This is a genomic window from Mycoavidus cysteinexigens (genome assembly GCF_003966915.1).
GTDB lineage: Bacteria > Pseudomonadota > Gammaproteobacteria > Burkholderiales > Burkholderiaceae > Mycoavidus > Mycoavidus cysteinexigens.
The window spans coordinates 456,040-480,856 of record NZ_AP018150.1 but is presented as its reverse complement, the minus strand read 5'-3'; the positions used below and the strand labels follow the sequence as shown (position 1 = coordinate 480,856).

The following is a 24,817-nucleotide window of genomic DNA, read 5'->3' as shown; positions in this document are numbered from 1 at the left end:
AATATTTAGTATTTAACCTATATCTGAATGATTTACTATCGGATAAAAATTCAGCCTTCATTGAATAAAACCTATCTACCCAAAATTACGACAGCATGGGCAATATCAGAGACTCTGAAAATGATCCCGCCATTTTGGCTTCTATCTGGATTCCCGAGTTTGACCGAGAACCCACCAGCATTTCGCTTGCTGAAGTTGCCGAAGCCGACGCCTTTAATGCCAGCGTTTGTTGGCAATGGCGCGAGCAAGCACTTGGACTAAGAGAGTTTTATCAGCAGCTGCAGAATTCAAAAACAAAGTCAGTCAACCCCTTTACGTGATGAAATATGCCTGATAATAACCCACTATCGTAAAATTTCATCATTTGGCTCGGAGGTATTTCTGCCTTTGTATCCTCTTAAAATAACTCTACGTAAATAATTTATTCGCTCTTCTCGCAGTCACTGCTTACCGCTCCTCGCTGCTCTAATAGCCTCTGGTTTAATTGGCTTAGGCCTTGTACGCTTTGGATAGATGTATCGAATGCCGTAAGCATATTATTTTCTGAACTCCAGCAAAGAAGCGCCTTATAGCGAACCTCCTCTCGAATGATTTGCCACTGCCGTACAGAGTGGTCATGACTGCCGGTCGCCAAATAGAGGCTGTTGGAGATCATTTTCCAAGCAACACTCGCCACTGGTCCGTTAAAGCCTTGAAGTACCATCTGGCACAGGCCGGTTTTCACGTCCCACAGCCGCACAGTATGGTCCCTACTGCCCGAAACAAGCTGGGTCCCCTCCGGAGAATATTTTACAACCCAGACCTCATCGCAATGGCCATTTAATATGCGAGAACAAGCGGCAGTTTTAAGGTCCCAAAGCCGTATAGTATGGTCATCACCGCCTGAAGCGAGCTGTGTACCGCTTAGTGAATACATTACACTGTTTACTGGACCTGTATGGCCGATTAAATCGTGGATAAAAATCCCACTTCTTGCATCCCACAGCCGTATTGTCTCGTCTTCATTGCTCGAGGCAAGCTGAGCGCCATCCGGCGAATACGTAATACTCGTAATTGAATCTTTATGACCTCTCAAGATGCGGGAAATAAACCCACTTTTCACGTCCCAAAGCCGTACGGTTGTATCTTGGCCGCCCGAAGCTATCTGATCTCCTGTTGGTGAATACGCTATGCTTCTAATCCAGCCTGTATGACCAGTTAAAGTGTGGCGAATAGCCCCGGTTTCTATATCCCATAGCCTCACCGTTTTATCAACACTGCCCGAGGCGAGTTGATCACTTTTTGGTGAATACGCCAAGCTCCTGACCTCACCTGTATGGCCAATGAAGGTATGACGGCAAGTGCCGGTCGCCATGTCCCATAGCCGAATAGTTTGATCTAAACTGCCCGAAGCAATTTGATTGCCGTCTAATGAATACTCAACGCTATGGACAAAATTATTATGACTATAACTTGAAGGGGCGCAGAAAGAGCCGATTTTAACGTCCCATAACCGCACGGTTTTATCAGGACCGACTGAGGCTAGCTGAGCGCCGTTTGGCGAATACATGACACTGTAAATGCCTCCAAGATGCCCTTTTAAAATTTGGCGACAAAAACTGGTTTCTACGTCTAGCAAATACACAATGCCAGTTCCACTACCTGAAGCAAGCTCAGTACCGCACGGTGAATATGCGATACTCCAAATCGGATCACCATGGTTGCTTAAATTGAAAGTGTATTGGCAAGTGCCTGTTTCCACATCCCATAGTCGTACGGTGCCATCATCACTGCATGAAGCAAGCTGAACGCCCGTTGGCGAGTACGAGATTCTACTAACTTCTTTGCTATGACCCCTTAAATTCTGGAGCATAACCCCAGTTTCCCCATCCCATATTCGTACAGTCTTGTCATGGCTGCTCGAGGCAAGCTGCTTCTCTTTTTTTGGTGAATACGCGACGCTCGAAACCAAATTACCGTGGCCACTTAAAGCGCAAAGAAGAGCACCTGTTTCAACATCCCATATCCGAACTGTTGCATCTCCACTGCCAGACGCGATCTGGTTACCGTTCGGAGAATACGCGATGCTATAAACAGCGACTTTATGGCCGCTTAAGATTTGGAGCGCAGACCCGGTTGTTATATCCCATAGCCGCACGGTCTTGTCCCAACTGCTAGAGGCAAGTTGTCCCTTTTTCGGCGAGTACACAACCTTCGTAACAGCTTCGTTATGGGCTTGTAATGTCCAAAGGTTTTTCCAATTTGAAGTCGTATACACGTTGATACCGTGGTTTTTAAGTCCCAAAGCAAAGGTTTCCCCATCAGGTGAATACGCACAGCAAAAAACTTCGCTTTCTTCTTGAAGAAACGGCCATTCACCAAACTGTACTCCTTCCATTTGAGCGCCATCTAAATTAGCCCCACGCAGCCAGCTATTGCAAAGATTAACGTTCGTTAAATCTGCCCTTTGTAATTGTGCAGCATCAAATACGCCATTACTTAGATCAGCTCCTGGAATCCGAATTCCTTTTAAATCCGCTCCATTAAACTGCACTCCTGCTCTAACCAAGAGAGTCATAGCATTGACTGCTCCTTTCTCTAACTTAGATTCTTTTTCGGAGCGCTTAACCACTCGTAAAAGTTCCCCCTTCAACTCGGCGTTTTGTTGTACCCGCTCCACCATGAATTGCAGTATCGCTGGATCGCTCAGTAAATTTAATCTGTTGAACCAAGAGGATGGTTTAACCTTGTCATGAGCACCTAGTTCTTCCCATAGCGCGCGCGCCACAAAATAATCCCGTAACGTTTTATGAATAAACCGATATTGATTGCCTTGGCGACTTAAGGGTGTGCTAAAACGTAACAACCTCATTTTTTCACTATCATTATTCAAAAAAGGCTCCCTATCTTGGCTCCAAGGAGGAGATGCCTCCGAATAAGTTACTACTACTTTTTGACTCTCATACATTGCTAAAGCTAAGTTCTGACTAAAACGAATACCGTGAGCAGTAAAACCTTCTTCACTTAAGCGATTAAATGCTTTTCGCTCGTCTTTCGTTAATTGAATCAACTTTAAGCGATCATCAGAGCGCTCAAACCAGTTTTGCACAAACTGGTCATATAAAGTAACCCGAGTGGAACGTTGCTTGCTAGTAGCACTTTGATCCTCTTTATCTAAAGTGGGTAAGATTTCCAGCGCAATTCTTAATAGGAAAGGATTATCTACCAACGCTGTTAAGTTAAATTGCTTAAGTGCACTTTTGTACTTAATAGCATTCCACCCGGACGACTCTTCGGCTAAATATATCTCCACATAGTCATATATAGAATTCGGGCCTTTAGATAATTTTAGAATTTCCGCTTTAAACCTTTTTTCTTTGTCTATCCTCTTTTTTACCATTTTTATCATATCATCTACTTCTTGTTGATACCTTTGTACTTCTTCTTCAAGTTTTTGCCTTTCCTCTAAATTTTCCTCTGAAATTTCTTGTATTTCTTCATTTTTTCTCTTTGCTTCTTGATGATTTTTTATTGCTTTTTCTAAAATTTCTTCATGTTCTTTTGTTCTTTTTGAATCTTCTTCTATGTAAGTCACTAACTGTGACTTCAATTGAATCTGATCAACTTCAGACAACTTTGAAACCACATATTTATTGATATACCCCTCAATCGATTTCTCTGATAACGGTGTCAATCTATATTCTTGGAGTACTTGAGGTCTATTAAGTGGATGAAATATACTTCTATAATTTTCCCCTAGATATTCTGATCGGCTGGCAATAATCACTTTAGCTTTCCATTTATCCAATTCATTCTTTGCATAAAACATCTGTGCTCGGTCTTCGATTTCATCGTAACCATCTAAAATAAAAATGAATTGATGATTTTTTTTCAACTCCGAAATTTCTTTTTCTGAAAACCCTTCTTTTTTCAAGTATTCAACAATCAGATTAGCACCTGGGTTATTTAGACTCCATAGTGGAATAAATAACGGAATTCGACTTGGGCTTGTGCCAGCATTTTTGCTATATTCTTCCCATAAGCTTCTGGCAAGGTATCGGTTAAATGTTGATTTCCCCGATCCGGCCTCACCCAGCAAAAGCAGCACTTGCTTTTCCTCTGAAGCAAGGAATTCTTTCACTTTCTCCCCCAAATCAAAGCGTTCACTTGTATTTTTGAGCAAAGTGCATTCTGGCGCTATATACATGGCCAACGCATCTTTGATTTCCGTATCTTTCTCTAGGGTATCTAAATAAGTGTCTTGCAATTTTTGAATATCTAAATCGGCCAACGGAGCTGAATTTTGCAATGACAATAAGTCTTGCTGGGGCATGATCAGTCGGCGCATGGAGGTTGACTCCGATCGTGCCTTCAACAACAACTGAGTGCTTAATTCATTTTTCCACACAGGATCCCAAGGAGGGGGAGCATAATTGTCATCAGGCGCAAGTATTTGAGCTGAGCGCCTTTCTAGCCGATCTAAGGTTGATTTAGCTTTCCATTTCACTACTTCAGTTTTTGCTTTAGGTCCCATCCAATAGGCGGTATCCTCAGCTAAGCTTTTTAAAAACTGAATTGCCTGCTCTTGTATTAGCTCGTCTTCTTGCGTACAAACAATCCATTCCAACCGCTGGCACACTCCCTGTAAGAAAATTGGGTTTTGACGATACGGGTTTTGGAGATGGATAATTTTCTCGTTACCACGTACAAATTGTTCAAATTCCACTAATTGGTTGGCTTCAATTAATTGATCTATCAATTGCAGCGCCATATACCAGCCTTTTTCTTTTTGGCAGTTCTCGCTTTTATCTCTGTCTTGAAGGCTTGTTCGCATTTCTTCAAACGACTCTTTTGCCTCTGTAGCATTCTTCAGCACTTCTTTTAATCCACCTATTGCACCTACCACGTTAGCTACTTCACGTGCTCCACTAAACGCTTCCTCAAAACGATTAAAACTTTCTAATAATTTATCTACATCGCAACTCTTAATTGCACTGGCCAATCCCAAAACACCCATGCTCCCAGAGAAGAGGCAACGCAGCACTGCATCTTTCCTGCTTTCATCGTTAGGAATATGCGCCAGGGCTTCGCGCGCATAGCGAATTTGCCAAGTAAGCTCGAGATCCTTATTTGGGTTTAAAATCTCTTCATCTCGTAATAAATCGTAGAGAGGCTTTTGTAAACGCGTGCGATTGATACCTGCCACCCCTGCTTGCACCATTGCATCAAGTAACTGTGAAATGGTCTGAAGCAATTGATGTACATGCTGAGTGTCACCTTTATGTACAATTTTTAAGCGCTCCAGCAAGACGTTTAATATGCTTGTCCAAGTATCCGAACTTATCCCTCCTTCTTTTTTTAAAAGTGATGGGGGACATTGACGTACCATTAAAGCAAGACCCTGTGCTAAAGGCATATTCAAAGGCAGCTGCTTTTCGGCACTCAATCCTCCAACTGCGTGAAAGATTAATGATTTATAAGAATCTACGTGAGGAACTACCGATAAGGCAATGGCTTCGCGTATACATTCCCAATCTTTACCAGCCCTCTTACCAAAACGTTCTATTACTTCGCGCGCAAGCAAATAGAGTTGCCTTTGTAAATTAAGATGTTCTTCGCCTAGAGGGGCTTGCTGTAAGCACCAGGCCAAATGTCGAGTATCTTTAATTTCATCAGGACCCACAAGCGTATATAAAGCGGGAGAGTGGGTAGACATGGAAAAAGACGAAGACTGAAGAAAAAATTGTGCAGGTAATCCAGTTGATCCTACGGGAGGTAGCGGGATTACGGCCGATGGAGAAAGCGTAGGTTTTCTCTGAATTGGTGGCTTAGCTGGGGATAAATATCCTAAGTTATTTAAACGTTTTACCACTTCCGCCTGCTTATTTTCATCTGATAAGTGGGCTATTGCTTTTGCGTAGTTTTTACGCACATTCTCAGTATTAATATTTCTTTTTAATTGGAGGTCTGCACATCTTAGATAAATTTCTCCAAGAAAAGGTTTTGCTTCTTTTACATTTGGAAGAGTGTGTTTAAAAGCAGCCTTCGCTCTATTAAGCTCATTCTGAGCTTGGTCAAATTCCTTTTTCTCTATGAACTCATCAGCTTGTTTTAAAGAAGCTTGTCCGCGTTCCATAGCAGTGGTTCTCGGTTGCCATGACTCAACGACTCTTGCTGCGACTCTTGAAAACATAGTTTTTACCCCTTTTATCTTGAACTAGTTGTAAGACAGGACAAGCGAGCTTTTTCTGAAGAATCTAACCTTGGTAAGAATAAGATAGGCTAAAAAGTACTAAAACTTTCAAAATTGATCTTACCGTATTTTACTGTTACCCCGAAAGTCATTCTACTGCACGAGCATTAAGGGCACATTTCGAAGTTAACTATAGTTTTATGAATAGAAAAAATGCAAGCAGATTTTTGTCAACGGCATCTCGTAAAGCCTTGTAAATACTAGGTGAACTTTTAACAAATTATTGACAACTATTTTTAGTTATCCATTGATTTATAAGGGGAAAATGCGCTTCTCAACTTAGATCATGACTCTAGTCGTCGAAGATGCTGGACGAGAGAAACGGGGGTATTTCAAAGAATGCTCTTTTATCGAAACACTCAGGCATCGTTGACGATCGATTTTAAGCTTATGAGTTAGATCAGCTGTCGTATTACCGCAGTAAATTGAGCACTTAGCGTATTAGCAGGCATGAACAAAATAGAGATTATTTAGCATAATTTTTGTTCTACAAACCTTTCAGAAATTCCCGGGAACACTTGTAATAAGTACCAAATTTTCTGCGTTTTGTAGAATACATTATGCGCTAAGTTATTGATATTTAAAGAAATTTACTAGGTCTGTTAATCCGCAGGTCCCAGGTTCGAGCCCTGGTCGGGGAGCCAGATTCTAAAAGGCTTACAGCAATGTAGGCCTTTTTATTTTGTTCCGCAATTATGGGGTTGTTCCGCAATTCCTGATTATCTGGTCGGAGTAACCAGCTTACCTTTGCGGTGTCGGACATACCGTTGAGTCATCTTTTCATCAGCATGACCGAGTTGATCTTTAGCCGCCGCCATACCCTCTTTTTCTTCCTTATCCGTGCCTGCTTTGGCTCGTAAATCACGGAATTGAAAAGCCTCAATAGCAGAAACTAAATCATGCTGCCCTCCCTCTTTTGCAACTTTCGCAGCTTTTTCACGTGCTTTTTCAAACCGGAAGCGCAGCGCCAAAGCTGTCAACGCTTCGCCTCTTTCGCTACATATCAATGTGAGTGAACGCACCTTACCCGGTTTTGCCGCTGGCTTCGTCAGACGTTCGATCAGCTCAGCTAGCTGCCCTTCAATCGCGATACGTAGCCGCTTATTAGTTTTATTTTGTTGAAACCCAATTGCTCCATCACAAATATCAGTCCGTGCCAGTTTAAGCACATCTGCCGGGCGCTGACCAGTCAAATAAGCCAACTCCATCGCATCCCGAGTAGGGGCATCCGCCTCTGTCAGCACAGCTTTATAGGTCACATCGTCTACATAAGTGTCACGGCCTATTTCCTTAAATCCACGTATTCCAGCACATGGATTAGGCTTCTCCGTTAAACCTCGCTCGCGTGCGAAATTCCAAATATGGGAAAGCAGAGCTTTTTCCCTATTTGCCCGTACTTGCCCTTCATCGCCTTTTACCGCCTTTCCCTTCGCTTGTCGCCGCCTGATCGTATCTTTTACACGCCAATCTAGGTATTGGCGAATATGGATCGGCTCAATATTGTCTAACGCTACCGGTGATGCATCAAAAAATTCATAAAGCTTCGCCAATTCTTTCAAATTATCTTTCTGCGTCCGCAAGGCCTTTTTAGGCAGTACTTCACGCTGATAACCCTCAGCCACATACCTAAACGTAATATGCTCTTTATGGTAAACCTGATCACTCATCGTCAGTTCCGCCCACTTTTTGACCGCCACTGCATAATCTGTGCCTAGTGCAATCTCACGGCGAGGCGCTGTGCCTGTGTCAAGGTAATAATAGGTACCCGATTTTCTGTGTCGAGCACGCAAGCCTTGCGGCAAATTCAAATTACGGCTTGGTTTGCGGCCCATCTCATATGGCTCTCAATACCTCAGGTAACCACCTGCGAACTGGCTTTTCAGCAGTTTTTTGACTCCCCTCAATTGCGGCTCGAGTCACGATAGGCCGACCACGCGCATTGGTAAAAAATGCAAACCCTTCTCCACGTAGAAACTCAACCTGACGTTGGTATTTGCTAAGCTTTTCAGGCTTTGTGCGAAGACGAAGGGTATGCCCTCGCCTGATCCCTGTCAGCTCATCCACTTGCGCTTCGGTCAAAAATACCTCACTCATTTCCACTCCTCAGCATGGGCTAGAGCGTTGAGCTGTCAAACAGCGTCCAAAATTTGCCAGTAAACAGCGCCGAAAAGTTTCCAGTTAAGGGACTCAATTTGAAGGGATATTTCGATGTTTGAAACGGTAAGATTGATTGCCAGTTTCCAGGATATGGCAATGGTGAGTAATACGATCTAAGAGAGCGGTGGTCATTTTTGCGTCGCCGAAGACCTGTACCCATTCGCTAAATGAGAGATTAGTGGTGATGATTAAAGAAGTTTTCTCATAAAGCTGTCCGATGAGCTGGAATAGCAGTGCGCCACTGGAAGCGGGGAAAGGCAAATAGCCAAGCTCGTCAATGATGAGAGCATCAATCTGTGTAAGGCGTTTGGCTAGGTTACCTGTTTTACCGAATTGCTTTTCGTGTTCGAGCGCGTTGACCAATTCGACGCCGTTGAAGAAACGGACCCGTTTTCCGGCATGAATGGTGGCCACGCCCAGCGCCGTGGCAAGATGAGTTTTGCCCGTTCCACACCCGCCGACTAGGATCAAGTTATGTGCGGCATCGGTGAAGTCGGCCGTGGCGAGTTGCTCGATGACGGCTTGTGACAGAGGCGTTTCTTGCCAATTAAAGCTGAGTAAATCTCGATGGATAGGAAAGCGTGCAGCTTTAAGCTGATAGCGTAAACGGCGTAATGCTCGATCTGTTTGCTCAGCGGCGATCAGGCGTTCTATCCAAATTTCAGGGCGATGAATGAGTTTTGGCTTTTCGGCTTGTAACTCGCTCCAGGCCGTGGCCATGCCATGCAGTTGCAATGCGGTGAGAGTGGCGTGGATGTCAGTGGGCATGGGTTTCTCCGAGCAGGTGGTCATAGCGCTGGCAATCTGCTCGGGGTTCTAGCGTTAAAACAATACCATCGGGCCATTCAAGCGAAGTGGGCGGACCCGGGTCGGTCAGTCTGCGCATTTCGTTCATAATGATGGGGGCCGTCACTGTACCGGCTTCTAAAGCACATTCACACGCCACGGTTAAAGCCTCCAGGCCGACTTTCTGAGCCAACAGGAGCAGTTCGACAAAGGCACGATCCCCCTTAGGGCGCTTCAGAAGGCATTTCCGTACCGCTTGAATGGGAAGGGGTAAATTCCACTCAACGAAAGGCACACCATTGCGTAGGGCACCGGGTTTCTTCTCTAGCACAGGCAGATAATGCCAAGGATCGCAGATGAGTTGGTCCCGCCCAAAGACTCGCTGGTGAGTCGCAACGACCTGAGCCTGGGCTACCACTTGGATTTGGTTGGCGCTTATATGTACAGACACGGCTTGTCTGGCAAAGCGAACCGGAACGCTATAACGATTTCTATCCACGTGCACCAAGCTGGTGTTTGAGACTCGCATCATCTGTTCAACGTAACCCTCAAACGGGGCGATGATTGGACGTAACAAGCGTTGTTCTTCTTGGAAACATTCGTTGATAGTGCGTCCACTATGGCAGGGGTGTTTGCGTGAGCGTGTCAGAAACTTTGTGTGCAGAGGAATTCATCTGATAATAGAAGTAATAAAAAAGGAATCCTATGACAAAGTTAGACGAAGGACTATTAGATAAAATCTTAGAAGGAGTAGATCCGTCGAATCCGCAATCGCTATTTACAGAGGCCGGGTTATTTGGTCAGCTAAAAAAAGCATTAGCAGAGAGAATGCTGCAAGCGGAATTAGACCATCATCTTGCTCAAGAGCGGAATGCGGGAGAAATAAAAAGTAACTATAAGAATGGGAGTAGCAAGAAGACAGTATTAGCGTCTCAGGACAAGATAGAGTTGAATATACCTCGAGATCGGGAGGGGAATTTTGATCCACAATTGATAGCGAAGCACCAAAGACGCTTACCTGGGTTCGATGATAAGGTGATTTCCCTGTACGCAAGGGGTTTACCGGTAAGAGAGATCCAAGGGCATCTGACGGAACTTTATGGTCTAGAAGTCTCGCCAGACCTAATCTCAAAGGTGACCTCAAGCGTAATGGATGAGGTGACTGAATGGCAGAATCGTCCGTTGGAGTCCGTGTATCCGTTGGTATTTTTTGATGCACTGCGAGTGAAGATACGGGATGAAGGCAGCGTAAAGAATAAAGCGGTTTACCTGGCGCTAGGTGTAAGACCCGATGGCCTGAAAGAAATTTTAGGCATCTGGGTAGAGCAGACTGAAGGGGCAAAATTCTGGCTTAGGGTGATGACAGAACTCAAAAATCGGGGCGTGACGGATATCTTGATTGCTGTAATAGATGGGCTCAAGGGGTTTCCAGAAGCGATCACAGCCGCTTTCCCGCAAACGCAAATTCAGACCTGTATTGTCCATTTAATACGGAATAGCTTAGAGTTTGTGAGCTGGAAAGACCGCAAAGCGGTGGCGGCAGAATTGAAAACGATTTATCGAGCCACGACCGAAGAGGAAGCGGCTCAAGCGCTTGAAGCCTTTGCCAATGGCCCATGGGGCCTCAAATATCCGCCCATTGCTTCAATTTGGCAACGCCATTGGCAAGAAGTTATTCCGTTTTTTGCCTACCCCCTGGAGGTTCGTAAAATCATCTATACAACGAATGCCATTGAAAGTCTGCATATGCGCGTGCGTAAGGTGATTAAAAATCGAGGCCATTTCCCTAACGACCAAGCCGCTATTAAATTAATTTATTTAGCCTTGCGCAATATCTCTAAGGAGTGGAAAATGCCTCCGATTATATGGCGAGCAGCTAAAATTCAATTTGCCATCTTATTTGGCGACCGATTTACTGTTTCTTTAGCATGAGACTGTAATTTCTTGGTGAGGCTTCCTCGCACACAAAAATAATGACAGGCTCGTTTGCGTTGAGCGAGTTCTCGGCAGCGTATAGCCAGCCAGTCATTGAGTTCGACCAGATTAGAAAAGCGCGCAAGCGGCGTGAATAGCCATTCCCGTACATTGCCCACCTGATTCTCAATTTGCCCTTTCTCCCAGCCTGCGGCTGGTGTACAGGCGACTGGCTCGAATCAGTAATGATTGGCTAGAGTCAGAAAACGCCGATTAAATTGACGCTCCTTACCGACTAAGATGGTGTCCACCACTGTCTTAAGATTATCGTAGATGATTCGGTTGGGCACGCCCCCCAGAAAAGTGAAAGCCTGTCTATGTGCATCGAATACCCTCTCTTGGGTTTCGCGCAGATAGGCTATAACAAAGAGCTGACGGCTATACGCCAGCCGAAAATGGGCCACCTTAACTGTTTGTCCCACGCCCCCTAATTCGACATGCTCATGGCTCCAATCAAATTGGCAAGCATCAGCAGGCTCAAAGACGAGGGGTACAAAAACTTGTGTGACTCGCGGTCCTTGAGCCTTTAGTTTCCAATCCTTAACAAAGCGTTGCACGCTGTCATAAGCGCCCGGGTATCCTATTTCTTGTAACCCTTCAAACAGTCGACGAGCAGTACGACGGCGGCCGCGGGGAAACTTTGCTTCCTGTTCTAACCACTGCTTTAGTTGTCCTTCATAAGCACCCAATTGGGGCCGTATCGGTTGTGTTCGATCGTACTTGGGTTCCTTTACCGTCTCAATATGTTTGCGCACTGTCGGACGCGATAAACCCATCTCTCGTGCTATCGCGCTGATGCTCTGCTTTTGTACTTTGTATCGACGTCTTATCTCGTAAATCATTTCCATGTAAAACACTCCAGTTTCCCCGGCAAATTCGCCGGATCTTTGCATAAATAGGATGGAAACTTTTGGACGCTGTTTCCTCTAATAAACTGGTAAGTTTTGCACGCTGTTTTACAACTCAGGTCGGCCAACGAGCACTGCGCCTCGCCAATATGATGCGCACCGGAATAATTTAACGCTCAACATTAAAAATGAATCTTCACGAACATGATCGAACGCTACTTGCGATATTAGCTGCGATGGGCGCTGCGATTGGGATTGGGCAGTTGCTCTCTGGCGGCGAGAAAATCACCGCTCGGTTGATTATCGGGCGCATGATTGTCGGTGCGGGCTTAAGCGTCGCCGCCAGTTCTGCGCTTACGCTCTTGCCTGAATTGCCTGCGATTGCTATTACGGGTCTCGGCGCAGCACTCGGCATTCTCGGCCAGTCTTATTTGGAATGGGCTGTGCAGCGCTGGTTGGGTAAACACAATCATGCTGAATAGTTGGCTTGCCACTCCATTGCGCTTATTGTGCATTGCAGCAACCGCATTCAGCCTTGGCGTAGGGTGCGCGGGTTCTTTCTATTACAAACCGCGTATTCAGAAAGAACGCTCAGCGCTGGTGCACTATAAAGCTCAGCTCGCCATAGCCCATGCACAATTGATTAAAGCGCAAGCCAAAGTTGTCATACAAACTGAAATTCAATACCGTGAACGCATTAAAATCGTCAAGGAAAAAGGCGATACGATTATTAAAGAGGTGCCTATCTATGTTACTCAAGCTGATAATAATCATTTTGGCGTTAACGTTGGCTTCGTGCGCCACTACAACGCGGCATTTTCCGGCGAGCCTGCCGGACCTACCGCCGGCTTTGACCGAAGACCCGCCAGCGTTTCGATTGCTGAGATTGCCGAAACCAATACATTTAACGCCAGCGTTTGCTGGCAATGGCGCGAGCAGGCGCTTGGATTAAAAACGTTTTATCGGCAACTACAGCAAGCACAGCAAGCACAGCAAGCACAGCAATCCCATCATAGCGAAGGAACGGCGTTCCATTTTGGGCAATTAAACTACCCGGACTAGCCATTGCTACCGGCTTATAAGTCGGAGGGGGTTCGCCTCAGGCTCCCCAAGCGCACCCCTTTGCTTGAGTAGACGGATATCCATTAAACTTAAATTCTGTGCGCCGTGAATAGACATACCAGCTACCACCCGCTCGTTTTGAGAGGAGGTCCAACCTAACTCGACTGTCCAGTCCTTATCTTCGCGTTCTATTTGCCAAATATGAACCGCGCTGCCCATATTGCCGGCCATTTTCATTTTAACACGCCTTTCTGAAGGATTTTGCCAATCTATTGACTTGATCTTCCCAACAAAACCTGCAAGCGTATATAACATTTCTCCGCTTTCTACGCTCCACAGCTTCACTGTATTATCCTTACTTCCCGATGCTAGGACCCCACCGTCTGGTGAAAAATTTACACTAGTGACCTGATCACAATGCCCTTGAAGCGTATAATACAATATACATAACCCTTCTCCGCTTCTCATCCTCCACAGCTTCACTGTCTTATCACCACTCCCCGACGCTAGGAACTGACTGTCGGGTGAAAAATTTACAGTCGTCACCCAATCACTATGCCCTTCAAGCGTATATAAAATTTCTCCGCTTTCTATGCTCCACAGCTTCACCGTCTTATCCCAACTCCCTGACGCTAGGAACTGACTGTCTGGTGAAAAAATCACACTCGACACCCATTCACTATGTCCTACAAACTTACGCAATTCTTGTCCGCTTTGCACGTTCCATAGCCTCACCATCTTATCATTACTCCCCGACGCCACGAACTTGCCATTTGACGAAAATCTCACACTCCACACCGAAGCCTCATGCCCTACAAGCAGCGGCCTATCCAATATAGCCCATGCTCCTCCGCTTTCCACGCTCCGTTGCCACATCTTCACCGCCCCATCCCAACTCCCCGACGCTAGAAATCTGTCATCTGGGGAAAAACTCACACTAGTGACCTGATCACTATGCCCTTCAAGCGTCTGTAACATTTCTCCGCTTTCTACGCTCCATAGCTTCACTGTCTTATCACTACCCCCCGACGCTAGGATCTCGCCATTGGGCGAAAGGTCCACACTATGCACCGGACCACGATGCCCTTCAAGCGCATGCAATTCTTCACTGCCTTCCACTCGCCACAGTCTTACCATCTTATCTGGTCCCCCCGACGCCAGGAAATCGCTGTTGGGTGAAAAATTCACACTATTCACCAAACTGGTATGCCCTTCAAATGTATACAATACTTCTCCGCTTTCCACGTTCCACAGATTCACCATCCAATCAGCTCCCCCTGACGCCAGGATCTTGCCGTCGGGCGAAAAAGTCACACTCCTTACCTCATTATTATGCCCCCGAAGCGTACGCGGCTCTTCTGGCTCTTTTTCTAGCCTAGGCAACACTTCTATTTTCCACAGCTTCACTGTTTTGTCAGCACCCCCCGACGCTAGGATCGTACCGTCGGGCGAAAAACTCACACTATTCACTATCCCATGATGCACTTTTAAAGCCAACGCTTTTCCAAACTCTTCTCCATCTTCCATGCTCCACAGTTTTACCGTCCCATCAGTACCCCCCGAGGCTAGGATCTTCTTGCCTTCGAGCGAAAAAGTCACACTATTCACCCCCTTGTAATGACTTTCAAGTATTGTATGCAACGCGTTTCCGAACTCTTTTCCGCTTTTCATGCTCCACAACTTCACCGTCCCATCAGTACTTCCCGACGCTAGCATCTCGCCGTTGCGCGAAAAACTCACACTATTCACACTCCCACCATGATTAAGCTCCTTCAAGTTTACTCCGCTGCCCACGTTCCATAGCCTCACCATCCCGTCACCACTCCCCGACGCTAGAACCTCACCTTCGCCTTTTTTCGGCGAAAAAGTCACACTATTCACCCAACTCTTAGGTTCTTCAAACGTATTCACCTGTACCAGCTCTAATTTCTCAATTTGATACAGTCGAATCGCGCCATCACCATCCTTCCCCGTGCCCGTACCAACAGCCAACCAGCGCCCATCGGAGGAATAACAACAGTCATTAACCCATCTACCCACCTCTAAACTAGGCAGCTCTCCAAATTTAACCTCTTTTAGATTTGCTCCTTCGAGATTTGCCTTACGCAACCACGCGCCTCGGAATTTCACTTGGCTTAAATCTGCACCTTGCAACTGTGCAGAATCAAATATCCCATAACGTAAATCTGCTCCTGGCACTTTGATTTTTCTTAAGTCCAATCCATTAAACTGTCCACCGGCTTTAACTAGGATTGTCAGCGCGTTCGCTGCGGCTTTTTCAATGCCATCTTGCGCCTTCGACGCCTTCACCCAACCTAAGAGCGGCTTTATCAACCCGCCCTCCTGCCGCACCCGCTCTGCTAAAAAGCTCAGCACCGCGGGATCTTCCACTACGTTCAGTTGGTTGAACAAAGCCGATGGCTCCAACTTAACAAGATCTCCGAGCCCTTCCCATAGCGGACGCAGATTTCTCACTACGCTCAGTTCATTGGACAAATCTAACTGCTCTCTCATCTCCTCCCACAGCGCACGGGCCACAAAATAGTCTTGTAAGGTTTTATGGATAAACCGATACTGATTACCTTGGCGGCTTAAAGGCGCATTAAAACGGAGCAATCGCGTCTCTTCATTATCACTGCCCAAAAAAGGTTCCCAATTCTGACTCTCAGAGCGGTTTGCCGCCAAATAGGTCACCGCCACTGCCTGAGCCTGGTACATCGCTACTGCGAAGCGCTTACTAAAAGCAACGCTATGCTCGCCAAAGCCCTCTTCACTTAAGCGATTAAATGCTTTGCGCTCGTCTTCCTTTAATTGAATCCGCCTTAAGCGATCTTCAGAGCGCTCAAACCAGCTCTTCACAAACTGGTCATAAAGGGCAAGCCGAGTAAAATGCTGATCTTTCTCTTTAAGCGCCTTACTCAATTCAGGCAAAACGCTCAACGTTATTTTGAGCAAAAATGGATTGCCAACCAGCTCTTTTAAGTCTCCATGCTTTAATGCTTCTTTATACTGTTCAGCACTCCACGACCCTTCTGGATGGGCTTTTTTATATTGATCGACATATTGTTTTATCGTTTCGCCCGAAAATGGGGCCAATTGATATTCCTGGAGGGCAGTGCGCTCGCCGGGCGGATGGAACATGTATTGATAATTAGATCCTAAATATTCTGGCCGGCTGCTAATAATCACGTGCGCTTGCCACCGATCTAACCCATTATCCGAGTAGAAGGCACGCGAGCGCGGCACAATCTCATCATAACTGTCTAGAATAAAGATAAAGTGCCGTGACATACGCAAAACCTCTATCTGGGCTGCCGACAAGCCTTGCTCTTTCAGATATTCCGCAATCAGATTTTCACCCGAATTTTTCAAGGTGGATAGCGGAATGAATAAGGGAATAGGACACTCCTGCGATGACTCTGCTTTGTTATAGTCATCCCATAGGCGGCAAGCAAGGTGCCGATTAAACGTTGATTTGCCAGAACCCGCTACGCCCAACAAAAGTAGCACTTTCTTTTCTTTTGAAGCTAAGAAGTCTCTCACCTTCTCTTCCAGGCTAAAGCGCTCTTTTGTATTCGTAATTGAAGTGCACTCCGGCGCAACATAGATCGCCAACGCATCTTTAATTTCGTTATCTTTCTGCAGGCCCTCTAAATACTTTTTTTGCAACGTCTTAATATCCAGACTGGCTAACGGGGCGGTATTCGGTTGCCAGGCCGTGCTTTGCAGTGGCCTCAGGATTTCTGCTAACAAGTTGGCATCTTCAGGCGTTGAGTGGTAATTCACGGTGATGTCATGCGAGGAGCCATGGATTGGGATACTAGCCACCCCAGAGCTGATTTGCAGCATAACAGAGCTTGCTGTGTCATAAACCCTATTAGCTGAATGGATTCGCGCCGCCGTATCAAAGAAAGCCGAAGCCAATTGAGGCAAATACGAAGTTACGGAAGGTTGAGGGCTTTGGCTTGAGATATTTGGTAGCATATCAACTCGATGTTCTTGCAAGGCGACATTTTGAGTTAGACGGCGGTCATCATTCCGTGCCTTATATAGCGACTGGGTGCTGACTTGCTGCCAGGCAGGGTCCCACACAGGTACAACATAGCAGTCCACTTCACTTTCCATACCGGCCTGCTGTGCACTGGGTGGCAACTGCTCCAATATCACTTTGGCTTGCTTTCGTATCTGATCAGGCAAACCCTTGACATTTTCTAGCCGACCTAAGACATGACGTACTGCTTGCCGCATGCGCTCATATTGCCCCCACAGTTGATTCTCATTTTGCAGAAATTCACCTAAGAATTGAATTGCCGCTCCTTGAATCGCTTCCTCTTTTTGAGTGCGAACTATTTGTTCTAAGCGTTGGCACAGGCCCAATAAGAAAGCTTCGTTACTCCTAAATGGGCTTTGCCGCGCAAACTGCTCAAATTGGATAAACTGCCCTTCTTCTAAGCAAGTATCCAGAAATTGCAGTGCTGCATACCAGCGATCTGGCCTGCTTTTTGTTAGCCTCTCACGGATGGCTGTGCCCGCTTCTTGCACACCTGAGCCAAAGTCTTTCATTTCATCAGCTAGCTCGGCTAAACGCTTCACAGCCTGCTCTGCACCAGAAAATACCTCGCTAAAATGGTCAAAAGCTTCTAGCAATTCATTCTGGTCTAAAGTCCGCACCGCACTGGCTAAGGTAGCTGCCCCTAAAACCACTCTTACGCTCCGATCCCACACTTCTTGCCAGCGGCTGGTGTCACTCCCCTCATTGGGAATATGCGCTAGCGCTTGACGCGCATAATAGGCTTGAAAGCGCAACGCTGGGGTTTTCATTAACTCCGATAAGATTTTATCCAGCGGCTCTTGCACTTGTGTACGGTTAATGCTGGTGGCCCCAACTTTGGCCATAGCATCTAAGATCTGTGAAGTAATTTGCAGTAGTGGCTGAAATTGCTGTATGTTGCCTTCCCGATGTTGGCTACGTAAACGCTCTGTCAAAGCTTGCAACAGTTTAACTAAATCTCTTGCACTGCGCTTAGATAGCGGTTCAGGCGGCAGGTTATGAATTATTACGGCCAGACTTTGGAGTGCCGATAAATCCAAGGGATTTTCAGACAGTACTTTATAGACTTCGCCGAGCAAATAGCGGAATTTCTCTGGATCCGGCGTTGCCGCTAACGGAATAACTTCACGCCATACATCTAAATTTTTAGGCTCTCTTTTCCCAAAGACTTCTAATATATTAAATGCTAATTTGTTTAATTCTTGCGCTGCAGATGGCTTGAGAGTTTGCAAGCATTGCGCCAGATGGTGAGTATTTTTGATGTCGTTCGGATCCGTGACAACCTCATAATGCTCAGTATCAGCCGGTGGCGGGTTATGTTTAAAATGAAGTACGTCGAACTGGGAGGATATGGGTATTCCTAGGCTGCTTAACGATGCGACGACGCTTTGGGATGTGGATTTTTGAAGAGAACTTTGCGCCTTAGGAACATTCAATGCCTGCAGTTTTTGGGATGCTGCATCTGGACCGAACTCTCTGGCCGCTTCATAACAAGCACGCGCTTTTTCGAATAGCCCCATCCTTCGTAACAGATCACCACGCTCCAGATAGGCTTGGGCTAGATATCCGTCAACCTCAATATTCCTTTTAGAGGGATCAATTTTTTTAAAAGCGTATTCTGCTTTGATAAATAATTCTTGAGCGCTAAGAAATTTTTCATCTTGCAGCTTCCGACGAGCCCCTTCTAGATACTCTTTACCCCTTTGCGTGTAGTCATTCTGATTGTCGACAAAACCGTGCGTCTTAGTAGAACTCCCAACTCCAGACACTGGTAGCATAATGGTACATATGAGTTGCTTCTAGTTTGCCAAGCCACTTCTTAAACTTCAAACTGATATACCTGCGATTTAGCTTAACCTTCTGACTGACCTTCTGCCACCTCATCGCTACTTGCTTGAACACCCTATCGCGAACCCACATCCTGTTCAAAGTTAACAAATGCTAGACAAGCTTGCGGCTCGTATAGTCCTTTAGTTTGATTGGACGAATTGTTTTTAGGTATATTAGTCCCCCCAAAAAAAGCTACTCACCAGTCACTAGTACCGGACCCGCGCTCCCCCGATGTTTCGGCAGGATTACCACGCGCGCCCCTTTCCCTAAGTAGGCTTTTATTCATTAGACTTAAACTCTGGGCGCCTTGAATAAACATATCGGTTAAGGTCAGTTCGTTTTGAGATGAGACCCAATGTAAGCTAACCTCCCGATCATTGTCTATGCTTATTATGGGCTTTATTTTCCAAATATGGACCGCGCGACCTCTTCCGCCCGCCACCAGCATTTTAATGCCTCTATCATGAGATTCTTGCCAAACTATTGAATCGATCCTCCCAACAAAACCTTTAAACGTACGCAACGCTTCTCCGCTTTCTACTCTCCAAAGCCTCACTGTCTTATCACGGCTCCCTGACGCTATAAGTCCACCGTCTGGTGAAAATCTCACGCTCAACACCCCATCACGATGCCCTCTAAGCGTACGTAACCCAATTCCGTGTTCCACGCTCCACAGCTTCACCGTCCCATCCATGCTCCCCGACGCCAGGAACTGACCTTCGGGCGGCGAAAAATCTACACTAGTCACCTCATCACTATGCCCTTCAAACATATATGGCAACACCTCTCCGGTTTCCACGTCCCACAGCTTCACGCTCCCATCCCATCCCCCCGCCGCCAGGAGCTCGCCATTTGGCGGTGAAAAACTCACACTGGTTACCGCCCAACTATGTCCTTTAAGCGTACGCAACTCATTTTGACTTCCCACGTTCCACAGCTTCACTGTCCCATCTCTGCTCCCTGACGCCAGGGTATTGTTGCCCTCTGGCAGTGAGAAATTCACGCTACTCACTTTGTCACTATGCCCGTCGTCAATCTTACGTAACCTTTCTCCGCTTTTCACTTTCCACAGCTCCAGTGTTTTGTCACGACACCCCGACACTAGAAATTCACCGTCTGCCGAAAAATTTACACTAAGTACCTCATTACTATGCCCTTTGAGCGTATGCAATACTTCCCTGTTTTCCACCCTCCATAGCTTCACGGTCTCATCTGTACTCCCCGACGCCAGGAGCTCGCCGTTTGGAGCCCAGAAATTCACACTCTTCACCCGACCACTATGCCCTTCAAGCGTATGCAACGCTTCTCCACCGTACACGCTCCACAGCCTCACCGTCTTATCATCACTCCCTGACGCTAGGAACTCGCCGTCTGTCGAAAAATCTACGCTCTTCACCCAACCACTATGCCCTTCAAGCGTATGCAACACTTCTCCACTTTCCACGCTCCATAGCTTCACGGTCCCATCCCCGCTCCCCGATGCCAAAAGCCCGCCCTTTGGCGAAAAGTTCACACTATTCACCCATCTACCATGCCCCTTAAACGTACGCGGCTCTTCTTCGCGTTCCACACTCCACAGCCTCACTGTTTTATCACGGCTCCCCGATGCTAGAAACTCACCGTTTGGCGAAAATTTCACACTCAACACCCCATCACTGTGCCCTACAAGCGTACGCCACGCTGTTTCACCTTCATCTCTATACTTCCACAGCTTCACCGTCCTATCCAGACTCCCCGACGCCAGGAATTGGCCTTCTGGCGGCGAAAAATCTACACTCGTCACCCAACTAATATGTCCGTTAAATATGCGCGGCTCTTCTTTGCATTCCACGCTCGACAGCCTCACTGTTTTATCACGACTCCCCGACGCTAGAAACTCACCGTTTGGCGAAAATCTCACACTCAACACCCCATCACTGTGCCCTCTAAGCGTATGTAACCCAATTCCGAGTTCCACGCTCCACAGCTTCACCGTCCCATCTAGGCTTCCCGACGCCAGGAACTGGCCTTCTGGCGGCGAAAAATCTACACTCGTCACTGTACGGCCATGCTGCATAGGCGTATGTATTTGCTCCAAAGTATCTGTTTGATAGAGCTTAACCTCACCACCGAACGTGCCAATAGCCAACTTGTGCCGATGACGTGAATAACAACAGTCATTAACCTCGCTAAGCACCTCTAAACTAGGCCGCTCACCAAAGTTAACCCCTCTCAGAATCGCCCCTCTCAAATTTGCCCCACGCAACCACGCACCTTGGAAGTTAACTTTCCTAAGATCAGCGCCCTGCAACTGCGCACGATCAAAGACCCCGAAACCGAGATCCGCTCTCGGCACTTGAATCTTTTTTAAATCAACACCATTAAATTGCACTCCAGCTTTAACCAAGATCGTGATTGCATTAGCTGCAGCTTTTTTAATTGCTTTGGTTGCAGCTTCCTGACCTGACTCGACCGCGCCTTTCCAAAAATCTGAATCAGTTTTCGAGTGCTCAATCAAAGCGCGGAGTTGTTCTCGGAACTTTGGCTCTGTCTGCGCTCGCTCGACTAAAAAATACAGGATCGATGGGTATTTGATCAGATTCTTGCGAGTTAAAAGGGAGTCATGCAGAGGGGTTTCAACTGCTAAATCCTCTTCTGACTCCGCTTGAGTGTCAATGCTAAGCTGAGAGCTGACTCGGCGAAGCTGGGGTGGTTTTGGTGTAGGCACCATCTCTGAACGACCCACAATATTTTGCGGTTCAAACACAGCACGAGCCACAAAATATTCCAGCAACGATGTATGGAGAAACTGATGCCGCTCTCCACTACGGTTTAATGGCCAGGCATCACGCAGCAGCCGCTTTTCATCTTCTAAGCCGAAAAACTCTTCTTTCCACGTTCCTTTGTCTTCAAAACGGACATACCTAACGATCGGGTTAACCCCCTGCCTTTCATAAAGCTGAACAGCTAGCCCCTTTACAAATGCAATGCCATTCCGAGTAAACCCTTCGTCAAGCAACTCTTCAAAAGCTTTCTTTTCTTGCTCCGAGAATTTTTTTTCATCTAAGAAGCGTTGTTTCGCACGCTCAAACCATTGTTCAACGAACTGGTCATAGAGAGCTACCCGTGTTAAGCGGACATCAGACAAATCTTTTTCCAGATTCACTAAACGCGGCAATACTTTTAGTGCAATCTGCAGCAGAAAAGGATTGCTCACTAATTCTTTTAAGCTGGGAATATTATCTAGCATGTATTTGTAGTGCGCGACTGACCAACCTAGTGGATTGGCTTTCACATAGGCCTCTCGATACGCTGTAATCTCTTTTTCTGCAAATGGCGCAATCACCACTTCCTCTAACAATTTTGGATCATCCGGTTCAAAGCGAGCTCGGTCATCGGCTCCCCAATACCCCGTGCGGCAGCTAATGATTACTTTGCCTTGCCATTGTCCCGCCTGATTGAATTTGTTGCCCTTATATAGATTTTGAGTCTGCTGGCCTTCATCGTAGCTATCTAGAATAAAGACAAATTTGCGATATGCTTTTAATTCTTGAACCTGCAGCTCGCTGAAACCTTCTCTACGCAAATGTTTATCGACCAGCTGATGCACTGGGTTATCAATATCAGGCAATGTAATCAATAGAGGAATACAATCGCCGCCTTTTTCCCATAACTGTGTTTCAAGGAAGCGGGTAAAGATTGATTTACCCCCTCCCGAATCACCTAACAACAATAACACTTGTTTTTTGCTTCCCAGAAATTCGTCAACCTTAGGCTTTAATTCGAAAGTATCGGTCGCGTAAAGACTGGCCTTGCCTTTGGGTGAGACATACAGCGCTTTATCCTCCGGCGGCCACGCTTCCAAGCGCCTTTTTTTCAATATGCGTAAACTAGGTTCAACTTCGGGCTTATGCTGAACACGATCAAGCAGAGTTGGAAAAACAGGTGGCAATGGCTCGGTAAAAAGCGGATAAGGGCTTAGGGGCGCATTTTTACACGCTTGAAAGAAAGCTTGTCTGTCCTCGTCATCTGAATTTTCTAACTGACCTAACAGCTCTTTTGCAGCCTTGTCCACTGGGGAAGCAGCAGCAGACAATTTTCTGATGATCTCAATAATCCGTTTCTTAACACTCGCCGACTTTCCCCATTTCTTATCGTTTTCATAAAGATCGCTCAGAAAATGTAAAGCTCCTTGCCGGGTTTCATCTTTCAAACGGGGATCAGCCGCCAATTGACCTAATCGTTCACTCAGGCCCCATTGAAAGGCTCTATCCTTGGAACAAGGCGCCCGCCGCACCAGTTGCTCAAACTCAGTCAATCGCTGCTGTTTCAGCATTTCATCCGCTCCACGCAGCACTTTATACCAGGCGCGTTTGCGCGTAAATTTTAAGCCCTCTTTAAGGCAATCCGCAAACTCCAGACTGCTATCATATAATTCTCTAAACTGTCCATAAACATTCTCAAATGCATCAAATACTTCACCAATGTCTCCAGCTATTTCTAAAATATCCCCACAGCTTGTTAAGAATTTGTCCAAATCAAAGCCTTTGACTGCGCTTACCAGGCCTGAGACTCCTTTGACGAGCACCCTCCCGCGGCGTATCACAGATTGACACGGGGTTTCATTATCCTCGACATACTTTAGGGCTTCACACGCGTAGGTGGCTTGATAAATCAAATGTGGGTCAACGTCACCTTTTAAACCTTTTAAATAAGCCATTAGGGGCTCACGAAGAGTCTCGCGGTCTAAGCCTTTTAAATTATTATCGGCCATGGCGTCTAACACGAGAGATACCACATAGGTCAAGCGATAAAGGTCCTCGGTACTTTTACCAAACGTTTTATTCAGGCGATCACTTAAGGCTACTAGGATGCTGACTAAATCGCCATTTTCTAAGAAATTTGGTGCTGCACTGCGGATCATCTGAGCTATACCGTCAAGTAAGTCGATCTCTAACAGCGTGCCCTCCCTAACTCCATCAATGAGCTCACCGAGCAATTTTCTAAAGATACCTTTTTTCAGGACAGGGGCTAACATTACGATTTCGGCTACGGTCGCTGCGTCTTTAAGTCTATCGCCATAAAACGCGTCGACAGCATCGATAGCAAGTCTGTATAACCGATCTGCCTCCTCTGTATTTACGGTGCCATCTGACCAGATCCGCTCGTCTGCGTTGAGGTCAAACTCTTGTGGCTCTTCGGCTAACTGTTCCGACGTATTGCACGGTAACACGGCCAGGCAATACGCTAGGTGCTGCATGTTGAGAACGCGGCCATCTACTTCAGGGAGTGGCGCCCTCACTGCCGGCGCAAGTACGGGTGAATTTTTGAGAAAAAATTGTAAGGGAAGGGTATTTATTTCCGCACTGGTACTGGTACTAGCAGTAATATGAGCAGCGGAAGGCTCGGATTGCCTAAGGTGTCCTACGCGGCGGCCCAACCAAGACTTCGTTTCACGTGGGAAAAAATCTTTCAAAATGTCCATGCGCTTCTGCGCATCAGGATGCCCCCAGTCCTCCGCTTTATGATAACTGGCCGACGCCTTGTCAGGTAAATTCGAATCTTTGAATGCATCCCCTCGTTCTAAATAGACGTCAGCAATTCGGGTCCGTAATGTTATATCCGCCTGACTCTCTGGGGCTCGAGCCCTTCTGAAAGCAGATTTCGCGCACGATAGTGTTGTTAGACTGCGCTCGCGGGCCATTTCTGTTAGTACTTCTTTCGCCCGCGTGTATAAATCCAGCGCCACTTCAAAATTCTTCCTCCTCCTTTGATCACGAGCCTGAATTAGATAGAACTCTCCGAGTTTAGATGCAACAGATTCTGGTAAGGACGGGCTCATTATTTTCCCCTACATATAAATCAGATCAGACCTGCATAAGCACGATTAGTATCGCG

12 protein-coding genes are annotated in these 24,817 nt (G+C 46.4%); 4 read left to right on the top strand and 8 right to left on the bottom strand.

The genetic code is table 11. From position 1 onward, the window contains the following. Window positions 1-95: 95 nt before the first annotated feature. On the top strand, window positions 96-320 hold the full coding sequence (locus MCB1EB_RS02055; protein ID WP_045363263.1) for a hypothetical protein: 225 nt from the start codon (window positions 96-98) through the stop codon (window positions 318-320). 101 nt (window positions 321-421) lie between these two features. Here the strand turns inward: MCB1EB_RS02055 and MCB1EB_RS02050 are convergent, their stop codons facing one another. The 5 genes from MCB1EB_RS02050 to MCB1EB_RS02030 all read right to left on the bottom strand — a co-directional run bounded on the left by MCB1EB_RS02050 (window position 422) and on the right by MCB1EB_RS02030 (window position 9,752). Then, a complete protein-coding gene (locus tag MCB1EB_RS02050) occupies window positions 422-5,695 on the bottom strand; it encodes a WD40 domain-containing protein (protein ID WP_161566164.1) in 5,274 nt (1,757 codons plus the stop codon). A gap of 1,256 nt (window positions 5,696-6,951) precedes the next feature. After that, window positions 6,952-8,064, bottom strand: coding sequence for a tyrosine-type recombinase/integrase (locus MCB1EB_RS02045; RefSeq protein ID WP_045363265.1), 1,113 nt, complete (start codon window positions 8,062-8,064; stop codon window positions 6,952-6,954). Window position 8,065: 1 nt separating this feature from the next. After that, window positions 8,066-8,326 (bottom strand): DUF4224 domain-containing protein, encoded by a 261-nt coding sequence (locus MCB1EB_RS02040; protein WP_045363267.1) that lies wholly within the window; start codon window positions 8,324-8,326, stop codon window positions 8,066-8,068. 93 nt (window positions 8,327-8,419) lie between these two features. Further along, a complete protein-coding gene (istB, locus tag MCB1EB_RS02035; RefSeq protein WP_126353829.1) occupies window positions 8,420-9,157 on the bottom strand; it encodes an IS21-like element helper ATPase IstB in 738 nt (245 codons plus the stop codon). Next, window positions 9,147-9,752, bottom strand: coding sequence for a Mu transposase domain-containing protein (locus MCB1EB_RS02030; protein WP_126353828.1), 606 nt, complete (start codon window positions 9,750-9,752; stop codon window positions 9,147-9,149). Before MCB1EB_RS02030 ends, istB begins: the two co-directional genes overlap by 11 nt. Before the next feature lie 128 nt (window positions 9,753-9,880). Between MCB1EB_RS02030 and MCB1EB_RS02025 the strand changes: the two genes are divergently transcribed. Next, window positions 9,881-11,107, top strand: a complete 1,227-nt coding sequence (locus MCB1EB_RS02025; RefSeq protein ID WP_034956854.1) for an IS256 family transposase — start codon at window positions 9,881-9,883, stop codon at window positions 11,105-11,107. Window positions 11,108-11,328: 221 nt separating this feature from the next. Here MCB1EB_RS02025 and istA read toward each other — a convergent pair whose 3' ends face one another. Beyond that, window positions 11,329-11,997, bottom strand: a complete 669-nt coding sequence (gene istA / locus MCB1EB_RS02020) for an IS21 family transposase (protein ID WP_161566163.1) — start codon at window positions 11,995-11,997, stop codon at window positions 11,329-11,331. Between the two features lie 188 nt (window positions 11,998-12,185). Between istA and MCB1EB_RS02015 the strand changes: the two genes are divergently transcribed. Both MCB1EB_RS02015 and MCB1EB_RS02010 read left to right on the top strand, forming a co-directional pair. Then, a complete protein-coding gene (locus MCB1EB_RS02015; RefSeq protein WP_045363269.1) occupies window positions 12,186-12,479 on the top strand; it encodes a phage holin family protein in 294 nt (97 codons plus the stop codon). Beyond that, window positions 12,469-13,059, top strand: coding sequence for a hypothetical protein (locus MCB1EB_RS02010; RefSeq protein ID WP_052393820.1), 591 nt, complete (start codon window positions 12,469-12,471; stop codon window positions 13,057-13,059). The genes MCB1EB_RS02015 and MCB1EB_RS02010 overlap by 11 nt, the downstream gene beginning before the upstream one ends. 6 nt (window positions 13,060-13,065) lie before the next feature. On the opposite strand, the gene MCB1EB_RS02005 is transcribed toward MCB1EB_RS02010, so the two are convergent. Then, on the bottom strand, window positions 13,066-18,888 hold the full coding sequence (locus MCB1EB_RS02005) for a WD40 domain-containing protein (protein WP_052393821.1): 5,823 nt from the start codon (window positions 18,886-18,888) through the stop codon (window positions 13,066-13,068). A gap of 248 nt (window positions 18,889-19,136) precedes the next feature. Then, window positions 19,137-24,761: an NACHT and WD40 repeat domain-containing protein gene (locus tag MCB1EB_RS02000; protein ID WP_081953517.1), complete on the bottom strand. Its 5,625-nt coding sequence runs from the start codon at window positions 24,759-24,761 to the stop codon at window positions 19,137-19,139. Between the last annotated feature and the right edge of the window lie 56 nt (window positions 24,762-24,817).